Origin of the sequence: Anaerobacterium chartisolvens (assembly GCF_003337415.1) — a bacterium.
Lineage (GTDB): Bacteria > Bacillota > Clostridia > Acetivibrionales > DSM-27016 > Anaerobacterium > Anaerobacterium chartisolvens.
This window is the reverse complement of the sequence record NZ_QPJT01000003.1, coordinates 1-20147: the sequence shown is the minus strand read 5'-3', so window position 1 is coordinate 20147 and position 20147 is coordinate 1. Positions and strand designations below refer to the sequence as shown.

Below are 20147 nucleotides of genomic sequence, written 5' to 3'. Positions count from 1 at the left end.
CATGCTAATATGCGTTCTGGTTAACAAATCCTTTAAACACCGTCATAAGTAATATTTTTATATCCATCCACAGGCTCCAGTTGTATATGTAATAGTTGTCGCATTTTATCCTGTCGCTGATCGAGGTGTCCCCCCTCAGTCCGTTCACCTGCGCCCAGCCGGTAATACCGCTTTTTATGTAATGCCGGAGCATGTAGTCGGGTATCTCCTGCTTAAATTTATTGACCCAGTACGGTCTTTCAGGCCTTGGGCCCACAATGCTCATATCTCCCATAAGAACATTAAAAAATTGAGGTATTTCATCCAGACTTGTTTTTCTTATAAAAGCTCCGAAGCTTGTCACACGGCTGTCATTTTTCGTAGTCCAGCATTTCCTTTCCTTTTCTTCCCTTTGCAGCCTCATAGACCTGAATTTAAGCATCATAAACGTCCTGTTTTCCGCTCCCACCCGCTCCTGCCTGAAAAACACAGGCCCGGAGGACGAAAGCTTCACCCCTATTGCTATAAGAATATACAGAGGGGAAAAGAACACTATTGCCGCCAGAGAAAAAACTATGTCAAAGGCTCTTTTAACTATGCGGTTTCCGATAGAATCAAGAGGTATCTCGCGTATATGCAGCACAGGAAGCCCGTCTAAGTCCTCTACCCTTGTGCTTACCGGAAGATATTCGAAATATCCCGGCAAAATCTTTACCCTTATACCTTCTCTGTCACATATATCTATTATCCCCTTTAAAACATCGTAATCTTCGGAAGGAACCGCAACAACAACCTCACTCACATTATGCTCCTGCAGAATAAACTCCAGCCTGTCGATATTCCCGAGAATATTTATGCTGTCCGCCCACTCTGGCCTATCCTTTTCCATTTTTAGAAATCCTGCCACACGGCAACCCGAATACTTATATCTGGTAATTCTTTTAAAATAGGCCATACCCAGATTTCCGCAGCCCACTATAAGGATGTTTTTTGTGCTGCTGTTTCTTTTTATATAAAGTAAAAGAGCCGCCTTGAGTGCAAGCCTGTCCATGCACACCAAAACAAAGCTCGCCACCGCAAAAATACCAAAAAAGAGCCTGCTGAAATTTCTTTCCGCCATAAAATAAAAAACCGCTCCCATAAATACCGTTCCCACAAATATTGAAAATGCTGTCTTGAAAAGCACCATGAGCATCCGATCCTCAATCAGGGTATCATAGGATTTGAAAAGAGTCATAAATAAAGGCAGCACGATAACAGCGGCCGTCAGAACCCACGAATAGTTGTCAAAGTTACGCATATACCCAAATTCGGCTCCAAAATACATATTCCTTGCAAAGTATGCGATAAAGTACGCATTGACTATAAGCAGCGCATCTATCATCACAACGGATCTTTTAAGGAATTTTTTCTTTTCTCCTGACATTTCTCCTCCAATTACTGTATATTTATTTGTAAACATAATAACTCGTCAAAAAGTTGGATTATTTATACAACATTATACTACCAATTGGGGAGATTTTCAAACTTTAAGTCGAAAAATGGAGAAAAATAACGCATGTTTTATAAACTGCAATCTCTTTCTTACTGTAAAACAGTCATATATCATCTGTAATTTATAAATTTTAGATGATATTCAATGCATTTATCTGATTTATAGGATACATTCATTCCAATTATTCTTCAGTATACCAGTTTGATAAAGATATTATGTTTTATGTTTATGAATACCGAATTAATTACTTCAGAAATATCATTTTTATATCCTTTTGATAGTAGAAAATATTGCAGCCGGCTATTAGTACAAACAAACCGCCTGAAACAGCCTGTGCAAAAGGTAAATTAAAAGTCATAACTATTGCCTGCAATAGTAATAAGACAAAGCTGAGAATATTAATAAATGCTTTGATATCTATCCGCACATACTTTCTTGTATCAATAATTCTGATTATTACAATAGCCAGATAACTTACTATGCTTGCAAGCAAAGCTCCGTATACGCCTATTAAGGGAGTAGCCGCAAGGCATATAATCAGGCTTATTGCCGCACCTGTCATGGTGGAAATCATTATCATCCTGTTCTTTTTTACCGCAATATAGAATGTCCCAAAATAAACAGAATACCCGTTCAGCACCGCCGACACCATCAAAAGAGGGACATATACCCATGCCTCGTAAAAATCACCCTTCAGGATAACTCTTGATATTAAAGGTATGAAAAATATAATACCCGAGCAGGATACAATAATAAACACCGAATACGCCTTAAAAACATCTGAAAAAAAGCTTCCGCTGTCCTTGCTCCCTATTTCCTTGGATGAGGAAAACTGCCATGCCTGCTGAAAAATACCCGTCAATACGTTCATAACCGACGGAAGCTTGCTGGCGGCAGTAAAAAGCCCCGCCATTCCCGCCCCAAGGAATCCGACAATAATATACCTGCTGGATAAATTTATTACCCACCATGACAAAAGATTCGGTATTTGCGGCAAGCTGAAGAGCAGCATCTTCTTAAGCAATTCGTTGTCCTCCGCTCTTAAGGAAATGTATTTGTATATTCCTGATGAAAATATTATAAAAACAACCGAAACAATATTGGCCAGAATTATTGAAATCAGATACCCCTCAATACCCCGGTTAAGAACGGCAAGGAATATAACATTGAATATGCACAGCGATAAGGCATTTAACACTCCGCCCGCTGTAAATCTCTTAGTATGTCCTATTCCTCTTATAAATTGTGCCGACAGTCGGCGAAGGCCTTCTGTAAAAACCATTAAAGCAAAATACCAGATGTATTCATATTTAATAAAGAAGTTGGCAACAGCTAGTCCTGTAAATATTATAATATAGCTTGCAAATAAAATTTTTATTCCATTTGTAAACAGCAATCTATGGTCTGAATCCCTGTCAATTGCAAATCTGAAAACAGCATCATAAATACATAATGAAACAACAGGCAAGGCAAGGTCAACAGAGTTGCTAAGCAATTCGGCGACTCCGAACTGCTCTGTAGTCATCGCGCTGGTATACAAAGGCATTAAAAAGAATAATATTAGCTTTGTTAAAACATTTCCTATCGCAAATATCGTTGTGTCAGATAAAAGCTGTTTAAATTTGTTATTCACTTTTGCTCCTTTTTATAAAATTTTTGTTTCAGCCTATCTTTTATATTCTCATATTTTTTGCGTATATCTACTGGCATCAGATAACTGTGATCATCAATAAACCTGCTCACCATTCGCCTTAAGGAGCTCTTTCTCTTATAAAAATACTTCTGGCTAGCCAGCCCAAAGTCCCTGCAATCCAGATATTCCTTCCAGAACAAATCCGATAAGGGGTTTTTGCCATACGGAGCCTGCAGGCACCTGTTTCCGTTCAAGGCCTCCCGCATATCCTTTTTTTGAACAACATAATCGCCCTTCACCGCCTCCAAAATATCACGTCCCGTTTTGGAATTAATTATAACAAGGGAAATTCCTTTTTCATCATTTCTGAATTTTCTTCTATTCGATACATAGCCCCAGAAATCGGCTATGGTTATATCTCCCTGACGGTCAAGAACTGCATATTTACATTCATGGCAGCAATCCCTTAAGAAATAATTCTGCAGGAATCCAACCAAGTATGGGTCGGTAAGAACGTCTGCCATGTAGGAACTGTTATTTGAAAAATCAATTTTCATACTATGTACAGTCCAGCCCGGCTGCTTGTGCCTGAAGCTTATACTGCTTATATCGCTGTTAGCTTTCTTTTTCATATATTCAACATAGTCATTGAATACTAATGGAGAAGGCACGCCATGGCATATTATATCTACCGCTATAAGGTTATTATACGGCTTGCCCAGAAAGCATTTCAGCCCTGCATTCTGACAGGGCGTTCCTGTAAAAAGAACCAAAATACCGCGATCCAATCTTTTCTTAATATCCCTGTACGTATCCCCCATGTAGCTCTGCACGTACTTAGAGCCTCTGAAGCACGCTAATTGCCGCTCGTCCTCTGCACTGCCATGAACAACCCGGAAGCGGCTGTCAAACTTAGCTCCGAACACCGTGCCGCCTTTTGAAAGCACATATTTTGACAAGCCTGTAAAGATACCTCCCGAGGTACTGCCCAGCCTTAACTCAGGATCATTTGACCAGCATGCAAAAACCTCCTGTTTAAAGTGTGATTTTTCCACGTTGCGATTTGCGGGACAGACCTTTTTACAATTGCCGCAGTTTATACATATATCGTTGTCAATTACGGGCATATAGAACCCCCTCGAGTCCGCCCCTGCAGCTATAGCCCCGTGATTGCATACAGAATAGCACGCCATGCATCCTGTACACTCCTTTTCCCCGCAAATATTCAATTTAAAGCTCCCCCTCCTCAATAAGCCCGTAAAGCTTCTGATAATAATTCCTGTCAAAGTAATCCTGCAGGCAATATTCATATTCCCTTTTCATAACAACACATGCCAGATCATACGCTTCTTCCAGCGATTTTGCAAAGCATACGTATTCATCATAGATCCCTTTAAACCAGTCCACTCCTGAAGAAAGCTTGTGATCTGTCGAGTCTATAACTATCACAGGGGTGTTTGCAATTAATGCAAATATCGTGCCATGATATCTGTCGGTAATAACCAATTTGTATCTGGAAAATTTATCGAGAATGCTGTCAAGAATACCTTCAATATTAGCACGCAAATCCCTGTAGCTTGTTTTTATGGTTGTATCTGTAATATCGCTCGGCCCAACAAAGGATAGACGCTTTCTTAAGCCTTCAATCTGCGTTTTTTCATAGAGTTGTTCACTATCATTCCTCATACAGAAAAGTATACCTTCTCTGCTATTGTTAAACCTGTACTTTCCGATTAAAGATGTTACTATATCGGGGTATGCCAGCACACGCGCGTTTTTAAACGCATTTGCAGCGGTTTCAAAGGAAACCCTGTCCCTTGCCATAAACATAAGGTGCGCATGTCCGTTATAAATACCCGCCGTAATCTGCTTTTGAAGCTCGCAGGTATATCTGACTGTCTGGGGGAAAAATATTATTTTGTTATCCTTGAATTTTCCGGCAATTATCCTGTGAGTAATTTCATCGCGGTGAGTATCTATAGAAGTATATCCGCTTTGAAAAAATATCAAATCCGCAGGCTTTATTTTTTTCTTCATTTCCCCAAGCAGGTTAAAGCTATTTGAATTTACAGCATCCGACAATAGTTCTACTACTTCGGCCTCAGGGTAATATGCCATAAACCATTTCCTAATGCAGTAGGCCTGAGCCTGATCTCCGATATTAGGATGCAGGGGCACACAAAGATACCATATTCTCCTATTATGGCTGTCCTCCAGCAAAGAAACCTTTTCATATGCCGCTCTGGATTCGGCTCTTTGCTTTGGATAATTTACAGCCTTATAAAAAAAAACATATATCTTTTTTACAATGCTAAATATTTTTTTGTGCTTTCTTAACCTTCTTTTAATTTGCGAAATCATTTTTACCTCCAGTTTTGCTGTATGCTTGCTTTAAGAATATTCTTATGGCCAGACAAAAGTTTTATATGGAACTACGCCGTACCACTCCTGCCTGAATGTATTAATTATTACAAAATATAGTATCGTAAATACTATAACTAAAATTTTCGCCAGACACCTGATGCTCTTGTCCTCTATTCCATATATGGCCTTAGGCAGCCATAAAAGGCAGAAATAATCGAAATAAGGGACTGCTCTTTGCATAATTATCATTTTTATGGCGACTATTTGGGAAAACAGGCATACACTCATTGCAAAGGCCAGAAAGCCATAAGAAAGCCTGCCTGTCAAAAAGCCCTTTGTACTAATAGAGTAAAGATTATAGCCCTCCTTATTTCTTATACATAATAGCCCAAAAATAAATACGGCAAGAAACACGGCGGCTTTGCAAACAGCGGCAAAATAATTGGGCACCACAAACTCAGAATCTGAATAATTCCCGTATCCTATGATATTAGTCACAATCACAAAAAGCTTTTCAACAAACATAAATCCTGCTACCGTTAAAACAGTTGTTAACCCCAGCATTCCTTTTGTATACCTTAATCTTGTGAATAATATGAACATGCAGCAAATAATGGCGGATCTATGGAATAATGCCGCAATAATCACAGCTATGACAAATTGGATATCCTTCTTTTTTTTAAGCCTTTCAAGTCCCAGCATAATAATGCAAATTGCTAACGCCTGCCTCATCAAGCTTAAATATTGAGCATAAATATTTAATGATAAAAACAAAAAGGCACTAAAAGAAACATCCTCTGAATTCTTATATATAAAACGTCCTACGGAAAACGAAATAAATACACTTGTGCCTATCAGGAGTATTTGAGGATCGTCACTCACATAGCCCAGCAATTTGCAAAGGGCAAAAAAGCCATATTCATAGCGCAAGCTATCCAAATCATGCCATTCTAAAGACAATATGGTTTTAAATGCATTATAAAACTGCTCGGTATCCGTTCCAACCTCATAGGAACGAAAGGCTGCCACAATGCAAAGCACGCCAAAAACTACAATCAAATAGTTTCGTCTTGTTTTACTGCTCCTGTTTGCATTGATTACAAATCTTCCAGCTAATATAAATAACATTATTAAAACATAAACAGTCATCCTATACCCTGCCCATTTTGCATTTAAGATAAATATTCTCCGGCTAAGCCATACAACCGCTTCCAGTTTAAATCAGTATCTCCCATATCAAATTTATTTTTTTTAATGGCACTGTTAATATCCTGATGCGGCGGCTTGATTATTTTTTTCGACCCCAGTATTTTATCTATCCACAGATTCATATCATTTAAAGAAGCATAGTCAAGCAGCCCTACCCCCAGATCTGCTTCTTTAGTTACATTATCGGAGCTTATGCAATAGCATCCCGATATCTGGGCTTCTACCAACGTGATAGGCAGGCCCTCTCCGGGAAAAGATGGAAGCAGCAAAACATCAAACAAGCTCATAAATACCTCTACGTCATTTCTCTTCCCGGCAAATAAAATATTCGCGCTCATACCTTTTGCCATTTCTCTGACTTCATTATAATTTTCTCCGTCTCCAACAAAAACTAAAAAAGCATTAGCGTTGTGAATGCTTAATTTACTGAACAAAGAAAGGCTGTACTTCTGGTTTTTCATATCGGAAAACCTTCCGACATGTCCTATAATTAAGCAATCCTCCGGAAGATTCAGTTTCTTTCTCAGCGCATTCAGCCTCTCCTGCTGGACATTCGTAAATTTATCCTTATCCACACCGTTTTTAATTACAGTATAGTTGGTATTCCGTCCATACAAGAAATCACCTGCCTCAACACCGCAGGCAACCTTATGGGTTGAATATTTGTTTATGAGATACTTAAAGAACGGCATAATGAGCTTTTTCTTAATGCCGCTTGCGGGGCGCTGTATGCTGTTGGTGTGAGCATGACATATTCTTTTTTTTATTCTGCCTTTTTTTGCGGCATATAAAGCTACTCCCGACTGCATTGACGTGTGGATGTGAAGAGCGTCGTACGTCGTGGACATATCTTTAAGCAAATTCCTGAAGGCTCTATAATATCCCAATATGCCCAGACCTCTGACATCCCCCTTTAATATATATATACCCGATCCCTCAGCTTTTAGCTTCTCGACAAATGCAGGGTCATATCCCTCATGAGTAACATAGTCAAAATAACAGCCATGCCCCTTTAAATACCGGCCTGCGGAATACACCGCCGCAGTATCGCCCCCCCGGCCCAAGCGTCCGATAACATGTAAAACCCTCATTTAAACGACCCCTCAGATTCTCTTCTATTCCCAAAATATCTTCTGGCCTCATTGCAGCATTCTATGGGTGAGGTAAAGAAAGTTATCAAAGCGTATTCAAGCGATTTAAGATACATTTTACTTCTTAAGCACGCGAAACACAAAACGGCAAAATGCCTGAATTTCACATATACTCTTTCTTCGCCCTCCAGCAGCTTAAAATACTTGCGCTTTAAAGCATACAGCTCATTCTCGCCTTCAATCTTGTTTAAGCCCAGAGATATTCGCTCCTTGCCATGAAGATACTGAAGGACATAAGCTCCCGGCATATACTCAATCTTTACTCCGGCCTCAATGCAACGCAGCATTAATATAAAATCCTGTCCAACCTTAACCTCTCCAAAGCCCTCCGTTTTAAAGAACGCATCCCTTGTCAGCATATAAACGGCAGTAGGAGCAATAGAGTGAAGAATATGCTGCTTCAGCAGCTCATTCTTCCCGGACTTTTTAACATAGTCCATCTTTCTATACTCGACAAGCCTGTCTTCCTCATCTATCCACTTTACATCCTGATATGACATCTCTATCTTTCTGTTTATCATAAATTTCAGTTGCTCTTCAATTTTATTATTTAAATAGCGATCATCGTCATCGAGAAACGCCAAATAATCACCCGTTGAATTTTTAACACCAAAATTTCTCGCAGCCCCGCCTCCGATGCAGCCCCTCGTATTTAAATACTTTATTACAGGGCCAAAAGCCTGCTCATTTGAAATATAAGGCTTAATGCTCTCAAAGCTTCTCTTCTGAAAATCGGAGCCCGGTATATTATCGTCAACAATTACAATTTCAATTTTTTTGTATGTCTGATTTAATACAGATTTTACGGCACGAATTAAAAATTCGTCTCTTTTGTAAGTAGGTATTATAACACTTACTAAAGGGTTTTCCACTGTTTTATTCTCCCTTTCGGCTCCCCGGCATAATATTCAAGCGCCGCCGGTCGTTTTAGCTGCACTTCTTGCCCAGTACTCTCTTAAAAAAGCAATCAGCAGCCCCAATATAAGCCCCACTCCCAAAGCTGCCGCCACAGGAAGGCTCATTTTGTTAACTATTCCTTTATACTCGGCAGGAGATATGCTACTCATGGCCGTACTGTAAAGCTGCATCTCATAATACTCTGAAACAGTATCGTTGGTAAGCTTAATCCAACTTTCAACCTTATCCTTCAAACCCGGCAATAATGAAACAATATACTTTTCTCCCGCCTGCTTGAGCTCAGGCGATACATTACCATTAACAAGTCTGTCGATCCTTTGCTTATAATACTCGGCACTATGAAAGGAGTTTCTGGCATTCACACCCGCATCTGCGGCCTTGCCTGCCAATTCGCTGTAGTACTTATCGGAGGAGCCTATCTCTATGCCACCCGCCGTCTGAGCTTGCTCTCCAGCCATATTAGGCATCATTATAATATTTTTTTGTCTCTCGTATTTATTGAGCGCATCATTCAATACTCTGGATTCGTCTTCCTTCTTAACATTTTCCAGCTCCGCCATCCTTACCTTGTACTGATACAGTCCTATAAGCCTATCCCTGTTCTTTGTGAGATTATACTCATTTATCACCGACTCTACCTTGCTCAAATCAACCCTCTTTATCACATCAATAGACTTAACAATATCACTGAACGCAAGTCCCGTCTGTTTTGATCTGAAATCTCCCGCTTCGCTCTCCCTCTGCTTAGCGCTTACATAGCTTGTTATTATGTCAAGCTGTCCGTGTATAATATCGGTAATCTCCGGATAGTCGTATTCGTCATAATCAATGCTTACCAATGCATTTGACAGTACATTTCTATCCGAGTAATTTAAGTAAAAATACTCCCTGTACTGCTTTATAATCTCATTCATTATTTCAATCGCCCCAAGCTTATCCACTCCGGAGTCTTTTGGAATATCAAGGCTTATGAGGTATACGCTAGGGTAATATGTAAAATTCTGAAGCCCCTCTATGTTCTGTTTCTTTGCCTCCTCAAGCTGCTTTATTTTCTCGGTAATACCTCCCGGTATTACCGGCTCTATTCTGATATTTGTCCTTATTAAGTCGGCAGATATTCCGCGTTTGTCAAGCTCAAGGCTCTTCACCACCATGTCAATTACCACAGGAGCTTTTATCTTACTTACATCAAAGCTCTTGCCATAAGGATCAAGTCCTTTTTCGATCCCATCAAAATTGAATTCAATCATGGCCGTTACCTGACCTGTATGAGGTGAGAAAAGCGTTCCCACTATTGCTACAGTCAGGACACACATTACAGTGACCGCGAAAATAATCCACCTATGCTTGATTATTGCCTCAAGAATATCCCTCAGTGATACATCTGTCCGGGATACCGTTGCGGCATCTGTTTTCAATATTACCTCAAGCTTGTCCTTTAGATCCGAATTCTCCAACTTCCATCCCCCTCACAATTGCACCTTTAGGTTTGAGCCGCCCTAGCGACACCCTTCTAATCCATATACTTATGGTAAATCTCCTTGACCCTCTTTATTTCTTCTTCATCAAATCTGCTATAGGCAATTTTCTTAGCCTCCCTCTTCTCATCATCGCTAAGCCCGCTCCCCAGCATATCTTTGAGAAGATTAATATCGTCGGCAGTAAGCTTTTTCATAACCAGAGAGGCCGCAGTCATTTTGTCCGAAAACGTTATCTTATCCTTTATTTCATTAATCTCTTCCACAGTAATCTTTACCTCTTTTTTAGAGCTTCCGCTGTGAGAAGGCTTATTGCCGTCCGTTTCCGCCGCCGGTTTACTCTGCCCGTCCCTTCCCTCCTGCCAGAGGCCTTCGGTCATCTCCCGGCCGTGATTTTTTTCGCCACCTCTCTCATTTGCATTACCCGAATCATCTGAAGAAGTGCCTTTTTTTATTTCTTCGGAATTACCTGGCAAACTATTCGTGTCAAATGAAGACAATTCACTCTCTATCATCTGGGCGATAATTCTATCTCCCATCATGTTCATAACATACACCGACAGAGCGGTAATAATCATCAACACGACAATTACAATACTCAGAATCTTTTTCATTCACACACCACCAAAACATTTTAGCCTCAAATATTATATTACACGCACAAAAGTTATGTAACATAATTATATTACATAACTTTTGTGCAATAGTCAATTAAACAAGTGTAAAAAAAGCTTCTAATTGCCGCATTGCATCGCATACGCATAACTTTTTATGTAAATCGCTCTGCATTCAAAAAACGAGGACGCTCCTTAAAATTTAACAAACAGCATCAGCATCTCCTGCTAAAAATGTAATTTTTTTGACATTTTGCAGGATATTCGTATATATTGGCGAATTATTATTTTAAGTAAGTTTGCGGTGTAAATCAGAGATAAAATATCATATTAACAGGAGGAAAAATGAATACTTCAAAGCGGTTTGACGTCCATTGTCATCTGTTCAATCTTGACTATGTGTTTCAAGAAGCACAGCCTATGGCAATATACTACCTTTTTACATCTGTATTCGGTGAAGCAAATAGCAAAACATCCCAAGGCCGGATAGAGGATATTTGGCATTACCTAAAAAAGGTATTTGATGCTCTAGTTGTTTTAAAGGGTGATCCAGCTACTCAGTACTATCACATACAGCAAAGCTTCAAAGAGGTGTTTTCCAAAGATGAGACAATCTGTGTCGCTCCCTTAATGATGGACATATTTTACATGTTTGATGGGATTCTCAACAGCAGACACTGCGCAGAAGAGAGTCCAGATTGCCTCAATATTTCAAAAGAAGAAGCCGCAGATATAATATTGGGTAAGGTAAAGGCTTACATATCAGGCATGAGCGGCAAATTGCCCGAAGCACAAATCAACAGCTATATTAATTCGCTTGAAAATGCCGATAATCTTAATTCTGAAGCTGAAAAGTATGATTTTGGACTTGCTTTCATGTCACCGGGATATCTTGCACAGTTTCTGGCACTGAATGCCATGAAGCTTTTATACCCCAAAACATTGTTCCCCTTTCTTGCCTTCGATCCCAGAAGGCCAGGAATAATGAGTCTTGTGAATAATTACACAGGTAAAGGCAAGCCCTTTTCCGGTATAAAGCTATACACCAGACTGGGCTATCATCCCGATAATAAGGATATGAAGCCGTTATATGACTACTGCCAGAAAAACGGTGTACCTATTATAGTACATACAAGCAACGGAGGCTTTCCCCCTTGGGATGACTGGAAATATGGGGATTACGTCAATCCGGCGCAATGGAAAAATGTTCTTAAAGATTATCCCGATCTTATAATTGATTTCGCACATTTTGGGGTTGGCGGAGAGGGCTGGCAGGATACCATTATATCCCTTATGAAAACATATAAAAATGTATATGCAGATATATCCTGCTATACTGATACCAAGTCATTGCTTGAGGCCAAAAGCTATTGGGATAATGAAGAAATAGTGAAAGAAAGGCTTATGTTCGGTACGGACTATGTTATGACGGAATTAAATGTGGAGCTGAATAAATACTTCCAAAATTTCTTAAATATATTTGGAAATAAAGATATGGATACTCTTATGCTCACAAACCCCAATAAATTTCTGAAAAACGGGGACTAAAAAAAACAGACCAAGAGAAAAAGAAATCGCAGGGGCAGATACTAGGGCAGACACATAGGTCTGCCCCTACTCCTGTTTTTGCCTCAGTTTTTCGGCAGTCCGCTTCATGCATAGCAGAAAGAGAAGTCGGCCTCCGGCTTGCCTTATGCCTATCCCATTTGGGTTAATGCATTAAAGCTGCTTAAATAAACAGGAGTGTCCCCAACTATACCTTGATCATATCAACTCTAACTTTATGCCCAATGCTTCATATTTCAATTGTTCTTCTTCAGAATAATAAAAATCCATATCATTTGGACTGGCTTTTGATAATTCATGGGGTTTGTAGCCACACTTGTCCAAAGGTAATTGTGAATACAATTCTTCAAATGTGGAGAATTTGTAAATATCAGTAACCCGTACGTATAATTTTGAAACCGAATCAGTTATATTGGTAAATTCAATTTCATCGCCGATATTAATAAGCTGCCTCTTTTCATCATTAAGTCTCAATTCTATCGTCTTCTCTCCATTTGCAATCTTCTCGAATGGAGATGGATACAAATCCATGTAATGTTTCATTATCTTCTACCCACTTCCTGTTGTATAGCTGTGACCAATGTTCCATCCTTCATCCTGATCATTTTCTCTCCAACCTCGCTACGACCTCAACGTGGCCTGAGAGGACAGTATTGATTTCATGGTAATCGTCCGTTCAAGGGAACATATTCACTGGTTTTTGGGTCTTTTGGAAATAGCAGTAACAATAATTACTTTTCATTTTTTGAGTATTCTCTTTAAGTAGTCAGCATTCAACAAATTCACCGTCTCAAAATTTCCTTTATAAAACACGCCCCAGTTATTGAAAACACAAGGCAATTCCTTTGCTTTTTGCAGCGTATCCACTTGAATTAAAGATACAGCAACGTCATTCATTTCACAATACTGTTTTATCATCTCAATATTTTGATAGACATAGGGGCATTGCATATCATAATAAATTGTTAGCTCCTTGCTTTCAATTTTTTGGTTTTTAGCATTTTGCGCAAACCTTGGTGTTGTTCCGTCAAAAGAAAGTGCAAGCAATTCATATCCATTATCGGTAGTATCCACAACCTCAAAGCCAAACTTCTTCGCAAATGCTTGGTCAGAAAGCCAAGATTTTTGTTTTTTTGCTCCAAGCATACAAATGCCGGATTTACCCCTTTCTTTGGCATCGGCCAAGCAATACTCCATCAGCAATTTCCCATAACCATCTCCTTTGTGACTGCCAGAAACCCATAAGCAATACAGATAATAATAGTTGTCACCGATTACGGGAACCCAAGCTGTTTCAAGAGGGGCATATTCAATAAAAACCGTAGCCCTTGCATTTAGCTTTCTAAAGACATGGCCTTCCTTCAGCCGGTCTGAAAGCCATTGCCGCTTTGCGTCAATACCCTGATGGGGCTTTCTGCTGCGGATAATACAGCATAAATGCTCACCTGCAAGGTTTTCTGCTGTTAAGTTTACAAAATCAGTATTCATGTATACCCTCGCTTCATATTAATATAAAGTTTATAACAAACTAAATACTCCCTGCTTCAATAACATCCCCATCTACTGATCATTATACCTTGTCCTCCCACAATTGAACAGTATAGTCTTTTTTATTTTCCTGGGGACGCTCCTGTTTTTTTGGTTATATACCTTAGAGTAAAACCTTCATTACATATGCATATATTTGTATAAAGTAAACATTACCGCTATAAGCATTGAAAAAGCAGGAGCATCCTCTACCCTTTTTTATTATTTGAAGGAATGTCACTAAAATTGGAATAAACCCCCTTCCTTTTTTGTGCATTTTTGTTGAATACAAGCATTTATGTGATATAATTATTTATATAAGTGCACTTATGTAAAAAATAAATTATAAGGAGCTAAAAGTATGAAAAAGACGAAAGGGCTTAAAAGGTGTGCCTCTTTATTGCTATGCGTTTCCATGATCCTATGCTTCGTGATGTCGTCGGGGATTGCGGTGCAGGCAGATACCCTGATGTATGGAGACGTAAACGGTGACGGAAAGGTAAATTCCACCGACAATGCATTAATGAAGCAATACGTACTCGGACTCATTGACGACTTCCCTTATTCTCAGGGAAAAGCCGCGGCTGACTTGAATGTGGACGGAAGCGTAAATACCACCGACTGCTCCATCATGGTACAATACCTTCTCGAAAAAATAACCACACTCCCCTACGGTCAGACCGGGAAAAGTGCCTTTTCACGGATTGAGGCCGAGGCGTATGACAGTATTCAATCTACTACTATAAAGACTATTGATACGGTAAATGGCGGAAAAGGCCTGGGCTACATAGAAAACGGCAACTATGCCGTCTATCAGAACGTAGACTTCGGGAACGGCGCAAACACTTTTTCTGCAAGTGTGGCAAGCTCAAGCGGTTCTTCTGTGGAGATACGTCTGGACAGTCCCACAGGCACTCTTGCAGGCACGTTGTCATCTGTGAATACCGGAAGCTATGACCAGTATCAGGAGAAGGTCTGCACTCTGACCAAAATTACCGGCAAGCACAGCCTGTACCTGAAATTCACCGGTGCTATCAATATCGATTGGTTCGTATTTTCTCTGGAGGATACTCCTACAGTGCAATCGCTGCGCGCGCTGGCTGCAAAAAAAGGAATGCTTATAGGGACTGCTGTGGGAAGCAATTTTTATTCCAATCCCGACGCAAAATTTAAGGACACTTTGCAAAGAGAATTCAGTATGCTTGTATGCGAAAATGAAATGAAATTTGACGCTCTTGAACCTCAGCAGAACAGCTTCAATTTTTCAAGGCCCGACCAACTGCTCAGCTATGCTCAGTCAAACGGTATGGCAATGCGCGGCCACACCTTAGTATGGCATGCACAGAATCCCTCCTGGATTACTAACGGCAACTGGACAAGGGATACACTCCTTGCAGCCATGAAAAACCACATTTCCAAAGTAATGGCACACTATAAAGGGAAAATTAAGGAATGGGATGTTGCCAACGAGTGTATTGCCGACAACGGCAGCGGGCTGAGAGGAGAGTCAATCTGGAGAAGGGTAATAGGCGACGATTATCTGGACTATGCATTTAAGTATGCCAGAGAGGCCGATCCTGACGCACTCCTTTTCTACAATGATTACAATATTGAGGATATGGGCAGCGCAAAAGCAGACAAGGCCTATGCGATCTTGAGCGATATGAAATCCAGAGGTATTCCTATTGACGGAGTAGGCTTCCAGAGTCACTTCATTAACGGAATGTCCTCCTCCTACCTGTCCAATATAGATAAGAACATAAAACGCTATGCCGCAATAGGGCTTAAGGTTTCACTTACAGAGGTGGATATCCGCATAAAGCTGCCGGCAGACAGCAGCGCTTACCAGACCCAGGCAAACAATTACGGCGATTTGATGAAAATATGCCTGTCAAACCCCAATTGCACCACTTTTGTACTCTGGGGCTTTACCGACAAACACTCATGGATTCCCGGAACCTTCTCAGGATACGGCGATGCCTTAATATTTGACAGCAATTACAATCCCAAGCCGGCATATAATTCACTGATAAACGCTTTAAAATAAAACACGCGAATTTTCTTTCAAAGAAAATAGCAGAGCAATATGAGAAAGGACAGAATGACTTGAAGCTCTAATATTTTTCGGCCAATGCAGCTTGTCAGGATAAAGACCAGACAGCCGCATTGGCCGAAAATTTATGAAAGGGAGCAGTAAAAAGCTGATCCGTACCGGCGGAAAAATCAGCTCCCGGTTTGCAGCAGGTTTTTCTTAAGCATTGCATAATCAGTGGAATTTATCGACCCGTTTTTATCCACATCCGCCATGCTGCTCGGAACGCTGAACTCCGTAATGAGGCCCAGAAGATATCTCTTAAGCAGGGAAAGGTCTGTAGAATCTATCTTTTTGTCGCCGTTCAAATCCCCATACAAAGTTTCAGGCTCAGACATGGACTTTAAAACCGAGATTGTACTGTCATACCATATTTTTGCTATTTTGCTGTAGCCTGTAGTATTCAAGTGCAGGTTGTCCGATGAAAGATCAGAACTTTTTATAAAATCCACACTGCTCAGCTTAACGAAATAAACGCTCTTGCCGGCATCGGCCTTCTGCTTCACTATTCCTGGAATAAGCTCATTGTATGGCTTGACTATATCAGGCCACGGATAATAATCGGATACAAATAATTTTATGTTGGGCTTGAGGTTTGTGATCTGGTCTATCAGGTTGCTAAGCCCGGTAGCATTTACGCCTCCTCCAATAAGGATATCGTTTCCGCCGATCCATAACAGTACTACATCCGGATTATAAGTATTAAGCCAGTTGTTGATATTACTTGCTACCTGTGGAATGGTCCATCCGGAATGGCCTTCATTATCCCTGTCGGGTAAGGTACTCGGTCCCCTTTGATTTGAACCGACAAAATCAATACTGAGACCTGCATTTTTATAATGGCTGTACAGGTCGGTACGGTATGAGCCCATATTTGGATCTCCCATACCCTCGGTGCAGGAATCGCCAACCGGCATTATTTTTATCGGACTTGCCGCCGCTGCACTCGGCACTGAAAATGAAAAAATCCCTGTAACAACACTGAGCACCAAGGCTGAAATCAGCATTTTCTGAAGCTTTGCTCTTAATTTGTACACTTAACATTACCTCCTTAAATATTTTAGCAGCATACCTCAATGTACGCGTCTTAATAGTACTTTGTTAGATTGGCAGTGGAAAGAAATTATTCCGGAAGACATTTCTTTCCTAAATGCCATAGTACTATTAAGTTAATAAAAATGTAATCAGTATGTCACCCTCTAATATTTATTATACAACAGTCATAACAATAGTGCAATAATTGGGCCATTTGTAAATTAGTAGTGCCTATTGGGGACGCTCCTGTTTTATTAAAGATGCTTAAAAAAACAGTAGCGTCCCCTTTTTTATGTAATTGGAGAATCATTCAGGATATGCTTCCATCAGCTTCCTTATTGAACGTTCTTTTTTCTCGTCCGGCTTGCAATCCTTTAAAAACGCCTCATAGGGCCTTACTTTCCACCGTTTTGCATCCTCGGGCCCCGATAAAATCGCTGTAATATCGTTCTCCAGCTGAACATGGTATTTATCAAATATTTTGCCGCATTGATTCGTGATCTCGGGGGAATCGGATATAAAATCCCATATACCCCGGTCGTCAAACCTGTATTTTGAAGCAAAGCACTCCCGGGTGTCGTCCCAGACAAATTCCACCTGCTTGTCCGCTGCTTTTACGGTCACATACCCGTATTCATCGGCAATCGGCAGCTTTAGATCATAATATTTTGATAAATTATAGCTTGCCGTAAGGCTTAGCCCCCGAGCGCTTTTTATTTTAAGATCCTTTAGCTCCAGATTGAACCCGTAAGCTTCACCTTGTTCATATATGCTTGGTATACTGAGTACGGCCTTCACAGTATCATTTTCAATCAGGTACCAGTCCTGGAACCATGCCAGAAAGCCCGTGCCATGCCCCATCAGATTCTTTTCCGCCACAACAAAGGTTTTATTCCCCAGCTTTTTTATTTTATACCCTATATTATCTCCCCAGCCTTTTATATCTACATTTCCAATGTAGTCTGCCTGCTTGCCGGGAATGTTCCTGAATATCAGAAGTCTGGTAGTATAGCTGTCCGTGAAGTCCAGTAGCTTATAAAGCTGGCCGCTGCCGGACTCTACCGATTCTATTTTAAAACTGTAATCAGGCCGCAATTCAATGCCGTCAAGCCCTAGATTTTTGCTTACATATTCCATAAAATTCGGGTTCCTGCTGTCGGATAGAGCCTTTATTTCATCGGGCGTCACACGGTGCACAGTAGAAGCATTTAACTCAAAAAGCTGATTAAATTGCCTGTCCAGCTCCTTATCTACCCTTACCGTAAAAATCATCTGATCCGTCAGAATGCTGTAAATATACGGCTCATCCTTCAAACAAGCTATTATCATACCCGCAGCCTTTGCATAGCTTTTAAAGTCATCACTTGAATCAATTTCCAGAAAATTTTCACTTGTGTCAAAATTAATAGAAATGCACCTGTTCCGGCTTTTCATCAATTCTGCCTCCGACTCCATCTCAGTCGGATCATATACTGTTTTATATGCTGTAATTTCGTAGTCCCTGCCTGCAATACTATTATTGACAATATCATTTAATCTGGGAACCACATCGTAAAGGTTGATTTTTGTACTCCCTTTATCAGCCAGTTCCCATCCCGCAATATCCCCATTAATTTTCAGTACGGCTGGAAGCTTAATGTTTGAGGGGTTTAGCACCTGCCCGTCATAGTAGCTTTTAAGATATGCAGTAATCCATCCTGGAACCTCATATGTACCCTTCTCAAGCATGGTATCTCCAAAACCGATATTACTGTCCAGAGTCACCGTTCTTGGGCTGAAGAAGATTTCCAGCACCTGCTTGTCGTCCTTCCCCATCAGCTTTACGGAATACTCGTCGCTCCATTTGTCCCGGGACTTTGAATATTTTTGTTCTCCTAAAAACTGCAAAAACTCGTTTACGATACCGGGGTTTTTTTGCTCAATCTCCTGCTGATGCTGAATGTCTCTAATAATAATATACTTTACATGCAAGGAAGAAAAATCGGAAGCATTTTGGGCCGCACTTCGAGCTGCCAATATTGGATTGCTTGAAGGCGTTGCTAATTCCCTTGAATTCGAGCAGGCCGACAACAATATAACACATGCCAGAGCGAAAATTAAAGCTTTATAGAGCCGGTTTGACTGATACATAATATTTCCCCCTCATTTCACCTTAAAGCATCCTAATATTATAAGACGGGGTATTGCAGATTTATGGATGTCTTCTCTTTTCTTTGTATTCTAGCATTTGGAAGGAGCTAAATGTTTAAAACAAGGTTAATAATCATAGTCACAGGAACGCTCCCTTTCACTTTCCTATTTTACAGACCCTACCTAAGAGAATTGACAAAAATGTTAAGACTTCTTGACATTTCTATAAGCAGATGCTATATTGAATATATAAAGAACATTTAACATTCAGGAGGCTCATCATGAAAAGTTTTTTTAGCAAGTTAGGATTTACAAAGGCTGATGAAATGGAAAAAAGCATACAGTTAAAATCAATACGTTTGGCATGGATGTACACATTGTTATTCTTAATTGCTTGGTCATTATATGAAAGTTACAAAGTGTATCGTTTCAATGAACCATTAAATTTAACACCCTCTTTTCTATTAATGTCTCAGAACTTAGTATTAATTTTTTCGCAATTGTTTTTCCGGCAACGAATGATTGATGTAGAAGAAGCAGAAGAAGAAAACAAAAGCTCTTTTGGGAAAGTAGTGATGGTCACAATAATAGTTGCTGCTATTATCGTAGCCTTGGGAAGTTTCATTCTTCTTTTCAATAGATAGGATTAACGATGAAGAATATTATCAAACAATTACGAAAAGAACGTGGTTTGAGGCAAGAGGACATGGCTAAAGAGCTAGGCGTTTCTCGCCAAACCATTATTGCTATTGAAAATAATAAATATAATCCAACACTTGAATTGGCGATGAAACTGGGGAGATTACTAAACACTCCCATTGAAGACATATTTGAATTGGAGGATTAAAAATTTGGGGACGTCAGACTGTGCTAAAATAGCAAAAAATGTTAATTGTATTTATATTAAATTTAGCAGTAGATTACCATACTATTTGACAATTATTTACAGTATGTAC

Annotated in this window: 17 protein-coding genes; 4 read left to right on the top strand and 13 right to left on the bottom strand. The window is 40.0% G+C overall.

Features of this window, described 5'->3' with window-relative positions:
- Positions 1–4 precede the first annotated feature (4 nt).
- From DFR58_RS03080 to DFR58_RS03040, 9 genes are all read right to left on the bottom strand, one after another.
- Positions 5–1405 (bottom strand): undecaprenyl-phosphate glucose phosphotransferase, encoded by a 1401-nt coding sequence (locus tag DFR58_RS03080; protein ID WP_170138010.1) that lies wholly within the window; start codon positions 1403–1405, stop codon positions 5–7.
- A gap of 313 nt (positions 1406–1718) precedes the next feature.
- Positions 1719–3107: a lipopolysaccharide biosynthesis protein gene (locus DFR58_RS03075; protein WP_114296351.1), complete on the bottom strand. Its 1389-nt coding sequence runs from the start codon at positions 3105–3107 to the stop codon at positions 1719–1721.
- A complete protein-coding gene (locus DFR58_RS03070) occupies positions 3104–4336 on the bottom strand; it encodes a Coenzyme F420 hydrogenase/dehydrogenase, beta subunit C-terminal domain (RefSeq protein ID WP_170138009.1) in 1233 nt (410 codons plus the stop codon). Before DFR58_RS03070 ends, DFR58_RS03075 begins: the two co-directional genes overlap by 4 nt.
- Position 4337: 1 nt before the next feature.
- Positions 4338–5468, bottom strand: coding sequence for a polysaccharide pyruvyl transferase family protein (locus DFR58_RS03065; protein ID WP_114296349.1), 1131 nt, complete (start codon positions 5466–5468; stop codon positions 4338–4340).
- Positions 5469–5510: 42 nt separating this feature from the next.
- A complete protein-coding gene (locus tag DFR58_RS03060) occupies positions 5511–6599 on the bottom strand; it encodes an EpsG family protein (protein WP_207659105.1) in 1089 nt (362 codons plus the stop codon).
- Positions 6600–6643: 44 nt separating this feature from the next.
- The gene (locus tag DFR58_RS03055; RefSeq protein ID WP_114296347.1) at positions 6644–7771 is read right to left on the bottom strand and encodes a glycosyltransferase; all 1128 of its coding nucleotides are present in this window, start codon (positions 7769–7771) and stop codon (positions 6644–6646) included.
- A complete protein-coding gene (locus DFR58_RS03050) occupies positions 7768–8703 on the bottom strand; it encodes a glycosyltransferase family 2 protein (RefSeq protein ID WP_170138008.1) in 936 nt (311 codons plus the stop codon). Before DFR58_RS03050 ends, DFR58_RS03055 begins: the two co-directional genes overlap by 4 nt.
- 36 nt (positions 8704–8739) lie before the next feature.
- Positions 8740–10206: a hypothetical protein gene (locus DFR58_RS03045; protein ID WP_114296345.1), complete on the bottom strand. Its 1467-nt coding sequence runs from the start codon at positions 10204–10206 to the stop codon at positions 8740–8742.
- A 56-nt stretch (positions 10207–10262) separates the two neighbouring features.
- The gene (locus DFR58_RS03040) at positions 10263–10841 is read right to left on the bottom strand and encodes a hypothetical protein (protein WP_114296344.1); all 579 of its coding nucleotides are present in this window, start codon (positions 10839–10841) and stop codon (positions 10263–10265) included.
- Between the two features lie 345 nt (positions 10842–11186).
- Between DFR58_RS03040 and DFR58_RS03035 the strand changes: the two genes are divergently transcribed.
- Positions 11187–12389, top strand: a complete 1203-nt coding sequence (locus tag DFR58_RS03035; RefSeq protein WP_114296343.1) for an amidohydrolase family protein — start codon at positions 11187–11189, stop codon at positions 12387–12389.
- 216 nt (positions 12390–12605) lie between these two features.
- Here DFR58_RS03035 and DFR58_RS03030 read toward each other — a convergent pair whose 3' ends face one another.
- Both DFR58_RS03030 and DFR58_RS03025 read right to left on the bottom strand, forming a co-directional pair.
- Entirely contained in the window at positions 12606–12950 is a 345-nt protein-coding gene (locus DFR58_RS03030; RefSeq protein ID WP_114296342.1) for an ASCH domain-containing protein, read from the bottom strand.
- 195 nt (positions 12951–13145) lie between these two features.
- Entirely contained in the window at positions 13146–13895 is a 750-nt protein-coding gene (locus tag DFR58_RS03025) for a GNAT family N-acetyltransferase (RefSeq protein WP_114296341.1), read from the bottom strand.
- Between the two features lie 400 nt (positions 13896–14295).
- On the opposite strand from DFR58_RS03025, the gene DFR58_RS03020 reads away from it, so the two are divergent.
- Positions 14296–15981, top strand: coding sequence for an endo-1,4-beta-xylanase (locus DFR58_RS03020; protein WP_170138007.1), 1686 nt, complete (start codon positions 14296–14298; stop codon positions 15979–15981).
- 176 nt (positions 15982–16157) lie between these two features.
- Here DFR58_RS03020 and DFR58_RS03015 read toward each other — a convergent pair whose 3' ends face one another.
- Both DFR58_RS03015 and DFR58_RS03010 read right to left on the bottom strand, forming a co-directional pair.
- A complete protein-coding gene (locus DFR58_RS03015) occupies positions 16158–17063 on the bottom strand; it encodes a dockerin type I domain-containing protein (protein ID WP_242987367.1) in 906 nt (301 codons plus the stop codon).
- Positions 17064–17367: 304 nt separating this feature from the next.
- Positions 17368–19191: a hypothetical protein gene (locus DFR58_RS03010; protein WP_114296340.1), complete on the bottom strand. Its 1824-nt coding sequence runs from the start codon at positions 19189–19191 to the stop codon at positions 17368–17370.
- Positions 19192–19472: 281 nt separating this feature from the next.
- On the opposite strand from DFR58_RS03010, the gene DFR58_RS22095 reads away from it, so the two are divergent.
- Both DFR58_RS22095 and DFR58_RS03000 read left to right on the top strand, forming a co-directional pair.
- Positions 19473–19835, top strand: a complete 363-nt coding sequence (locus DFR58_RS22095) for a hypothetical protein (protein ID WP_207659104.1) — start codon at positions 19473–19475, stop codon at positions 19833–19835.
- A gap of 8 nt (positions 19836–19843) precedes the next feature.
- Entirely contained in the window at positions 19844–20038 is a 195-nt protein-coding gene (locus DFR58_RS03000) for a helix-turn-helix transcriptional regulator (protein WP_114296339.1), read from the top strand.
- The last annotated feature ends 109 nt before the right edge of the window (positions 20039–20147 follow it).

Bases quoted from the DNA above. Each gene is read 5' to 3' on its own strand.
- DFR58_RS03080 (WP_170138010.1), bottom strand. From the start codon at position 1,405: ATGTCAGGAGAAAAGAAAAAATTCCTTAAAAGATCCGTTGTGATGATA.
- DFR58_RS03065 (WP_114296349.1), bottom strand. From the start codon at position 5,468: ATGATTTCGCAAATTAAAAGAAGGTTAAGAAAGCACAAAAAAATATTT.
- DFR58_RS03060 (WP_207659105.1), bottom strand. From the start codon at position 6,599: ATGTTATTTATATTAGCTGGAAGATTTGTAATCAATGCAAACAGGAGC.
- DFR58_RS03055 (WP_114296347.1), bottom strand. From the start codon at position 7,771: ATGAGGGTTTTACATGTTATCGGACGCTTGGGCCGGGGGGGCGATACT.
- DFR58_RS03040 (WP_114296344.1), bottom strand. From the start codon at position 10,841: ATGAAAAAGATTCTGAGTATTGTAATTGTCGTGTTGATGATTATTACC.
- DFR58_RS03035 (WP_114296343.1), top strand. From the start codon at position 11,187: ATGAATACTTCAAAGCGGTTTGACGTCCATTGTCATCTGTTCAATCTT.
- DFR58_RS03030 (WP_114296342.1), bottom strand. From the start codon at position 12,950: ATGAAACATTACATGGATTTGTATCCATCTCCATTCGAGAAGATTGCA.
- DFR58_RS03025 (WP_114296341.1), bottom strand. From the start codon at position 13,895: ATGAATACTGATTTTGTAAACTTAACAGCAGAAAACCTTGCAGGTGAG.
- DFR58_RS03020 (WP_170138007.1), top strand. From the start codon at position 14,296: ATGAAAAAGACGAAAGGGCTTAAAAGGTGTGCCTCTTTATTGCTATGC.
- DFR58_RS03010 (WP_114296340.1), bottom strand. From the start codon at position 19,191: ATGTATCAGTCAAACCGGCTCTATAAAGCTTTAATTTTCGCTCTGGCA.
- DFR58_RS22095 (WP_207659104.1), top strand. From the start codon at position 19,473: ATGAAAAGTTTTTTTAGCAAGTTAGGATTTACAAAGGCTGATGAAATG.
- DFR58_RS03000 (WP_114296339.1), top strand. From the start codon at position 19,844: ATGAAGAATATTATCAAACAATTACGAAAAGAACGTGGTTTGAGGCAA.